This is a genomic window from Mycobacterium sp. (genome assembly GCF_049673265.1).
Lineage (GTDB): Bacteria > Actinomycetota > Actinomycetes > Mycobacteriales > Mycobacteriaceae > Mycobacterium.
Map to the genome: position 1 here is coordinate 1 of NZ_JBATXN010000233.1, position 3,714 is coordinate 3,714.

Genomic DNA, 3,714 nt, shown 5'->3' on the forward strand with positions numbered 1-3,714 from the left:
GGAGAAACTCGTGGCAGACGATGTCAAGGCGCTGAGGAATGCGCCTTATGTAAGGCCGGAGCTGGCGGCGCGCAGCGAGGTTGCCTTGCCGCCGAGTGTGCACATGGCCGCTCTCGATGGCGCCGCCGAGGCAGTGGCGGCGCTGCTCGACGAAATGCACTTGCCGGATAGCGCCGAGCTGCTTGGCCCGGTGGAGCTGCCGCCGGGTGCGCGGCGACCACCGGGCACTCCGGCTGATGTGCCGGGGATCCGGATGTTGGTTAGGGTCCGTAGTGAGCAGGGCTTGGCGCTGGCGGGCGAGCTGCGGCGCGGGGTCAGCGTCACCAGCGCGCGGCAAACCGACGAGCCGGTCCGGGTGCAGATCGACCCCTTGCACATCGGTTAGGTCGGCGTGTGGCCGGCCGCTTCCCGGGCCAGCTGCACGCGGGACGTCAGGCCGAGCTTGGTGTACACGTGCGTCAAGTGGGACTGCACGGTGCGGGGTGAGACGAAAAGCCTTGTGGCGATGTCGTTGTTGGCCAGCCCTTCGCTGACGAGCCGCACGACATCGCGCTCGGTCGGCGTGAGCGATCCCCAGCCGCTGGCGGGCCGTTTGCGTTGGCCGCGGCCACGCTGGGCGTAGGCAATCGCCTCCTCGGTGGACAGGGCAGCGCCCTCCGCCCATGCAGCGTCAAAATCCTCCTCGCCCAAGGCATCTCGCAGCGCCGTGGCGGCGGCTTCGTAGCCCGCGTCCCAGACCTTGAAGCGCACCGCACCCATGCGTTCCCGGAGTGCGGCCGCTGCGCCGAAAAGGCGGGTGGCTTCGCGGTGACCGCCGGCCTGGCCGGCCAGAGTGCCGAGGCACTCCAGGATGTCGGGGATGAAGAGGTACGTTTCGACCTCGGCGGCACGTGCGAGCGCGTCGTGGGCGTCACGCTCAGCCTGGTTTAGCTCACCTTGTGCGATCGCCACCCGGGCGCGCTCCGTCAGTGGGTCCGACATGAAGACGCCCGTCGTTGTCGACACGGCGTCGTCGGCCCAGCGGCGGGCCGTAACCAGATCACCGCCCGCCGCGGCGGCCTGCGCGGCAATAACGGAATGCATCGCCACGGGCCGCAGGGCACTCACCTGTGGCCAGGCCGCCCCGGTCGCGTCCTGCGCCGTCGCAGCATCGCCGGCGGCCAGGGCCGCCAGGGCCAATGCCCAGTACGCGGCGCCCGCTTTGAGTCCGCCCAGCTCGGCAGTGGCCTCGATGGCCGCATCGGCGGCAGCCTGGGCGGCCGCGGTGTCACCGTGGTACGCCAGCGCGATGGCCAGGCCCACGATGCTATCCACCCTCCAGATCTCATCGTGAGCTGCCTCGGCCTCGTCGGCCAACGCGGCGAATTGTGCTATCGCTGCTTCCAGATCACCCTGAAACTGCTTTGCGACTCCGAGGTACCAGCGGCACCGGCGCGCGTCGAACCGGTCACCTATCGCTTCGGCGAGATCGCGTCCCTCCTCGGCGGCCGCGCGCGCTGCGACCGGGTCACGCACCGCGAGTGCCGCGACAACTTGCGCTACGAGGATCTGGCTGAGCCGCCATCGGTCGCCCAAATCCCGCGCCAGGCCGATCGCCTCGGCGAGGTACGAACCGGCCGCCTCCGAGTCGAAGTACGCGGCGACATAGCCGCACGCGGTAAGTGCTCGGATCAGCAGGGCCGGGTCATCGACCTCGCGCGCGATCGCCAGGGCTTGGCGAGCGTGATCCGGGCTCTCGGCGGCGCCCGCCCATACTCCGAGGGTGGCCCTGTCGGCGAGCGCCCGCGCCCGCACTGAGGCCACCAGCCCAGGCTGGAGCGCGTCGAGGTCGGGGAGGGCGCTGTCGAACCAGGCCAGCCCTTCCCGGAGGCGGCCGCGCGCTTGCCACAGCGGCTGCAGCGACGAGGCGAGCGCCAACGCCAGGTCGATGTCGGAGTTTTCCCGGCTCCATGCGAACGCGGCACGCAGGTTGTCGATCTCGTTTTCGGCCTGTTCGAGGCGCTGCTCGTAATCACTCTCCGCAGGGGAGTCGAGCTTGGCCGCGAGTGCCGTGAAGTAATCGCGGTGACGTGTGCGCACGACATCGGCCTCGCCGGACTCGCCCAACTTCTCAAGCGCGTATTGGCGCATGGTCTCCAAGAGCCGGTAACGCGTTCGGCTCCCACTTTCGTCGGCCACCACCAGCGACTTGTCCACTAGCAAGGCGAGTTGATCGAGCACCTGATACCGCTCCACATCGCCCCCGCCACAGACGTTTTGCGCCCCGTCCAGGTCGAAGCCGCCCATAAACGCCGCGAGCCGACGAAGGAGCACACGCTCGGGTTCGGTCAGCAGCGCGTGTGACCAGTCCACCGAGGCGCGCAAGGTTTGCTGGCGGCGTACCGCGGTACGCGCACCGCCGGTCAACAGTCTGAACCGATCGTGCAGGCTGTCCAGAATCTCGGCCAGCGACAGCGCCCGCACCCGTGCAGCCGCCAATTCGATCGCCAGGGGTACTCCATCGAGGCGACGGCAGATCTCCGTCACCGTCGCGGCATTGTCGTCAGTGACGACGAAGTCCGGCCGGGCGTGGCAGGCCCGATCGACGAACAGCTCGATGGCCTTGTCGGCCAGTGGTAATGACGGTACCCGCCAACTCAGCTCACCGGCCGCGCCGATCGGCTCACGGCTGGTCGTCAGCAGGCTCAATCTCGGAGCTGCTTCCAGCAGTGCCACCGTCAGTGTCGCGCTCGCATCGAGCAGGTGCTCGCAGTTGTCCAGTACCACCAGCATCTGCCGGTCAGCGACGAACCGGCTCAACGTATCCATGGTGGAGCGGCCGGGCTGGTCGGGCAGGCCCAGAGCACGCGCCACCGTCACGGACACCAGCTCGGGGTCGGTGATCGGCGCGAGATCCACATACCAAATGCCGTCGGCGAATTCGTTCACGCTCTGGCCCGCGACCTCAATAGCCATGCGGGTCTTGCCTACTCCGCCGGCACCGGTCAAAGTCACCAGCCGGTTCTCCGCCACCAGAGCATTTACCTGGGTGATATCCGCGTCACGGCCCACGAAGCTAGTCAGTTGCACTGGAAGATGTTTGGAGATAACAGCTTTGGGTTCCCGCAGCGGCGGGAAGTCGTTGATCAGATCCGGGTGGCATAGCTGTACCACGCGTTCGGGGCGTGGCAGGTCGCGCAGCGGATGGCTACCCAGATCGGACAGCGAGGCACCGTCGGGAAGCCGGTCCAGCACTAGGGCTTCAGTGACGCCCGATAGCAGGGTTTGGCCGCCGTGGCCCAGGTCGCGCAGTCGGGCGGTGCGGTTGATGGTCGGGCCGGCGTAGTTGCCTTCATCGCGCAGCTGGATTTCGCCGGTGTGGATGCCAATCCGTAACCGGATCGGGGCCAGCGGTGCGCGCTGCAACTCCAGGGCAGCCGCCACCGCGTCCGATGCCTGGGCGAACGCCGCCACAAAACTGTCACCCTCACCCTGCTCGATCGGGCGCATACCATCATGGGCGGCGATGATCTCCGATACCGCTTGATTGAAACCAGCGATCGCCGCCGTCATCTCCTCGGGCTGGGTCTCCCATCGCCGCGTGGATCCCTCGACGTCTGCTAACAGCAGCGCCACGGTGCCCGTCGGCAAAAGCGCGCTCACGCCAAGGTCGCTCCAGTCCACCAGCGGCGAGTCCGCGCGTGGATCGATCTGGCTCATGCTAGCCAGCATGGG

1 protein-coding gene and 1 pseudogene are annotated in these 3,714 nt (G+C 68.0%); one reads left to right on the plus strand and one right to left on the minus strand.

Features of this window, described 5'->3' with window-relative positions:
- Positions 1–385 (plus strand): annotated as a pseudogene (locus tag WBF82_RS08345) (hypothetical protein); the annotation flags it as partial.
- Here the strand turns inward: WBF82_RS08345 and WBF82_RS08350 are convergent.
- Positions 382–3,642, minus strand: a complete 3,261-nt coding sequence (locus WBF82_RS08350; protein ID WP_424382580.1) for a LuxR C-terminal-related transcriptional regulator — start codon at positions 3,640–3,642, stop codon at positions 382–384. The pseudogene WBF82_RS08345 and the gene WBF82_RS08350 sit on opposite strands and share 4 nt — an antisense overlap.
- Between the last annotated feature and the right edge of the window lie 72 nt (positions 3,643–3,714).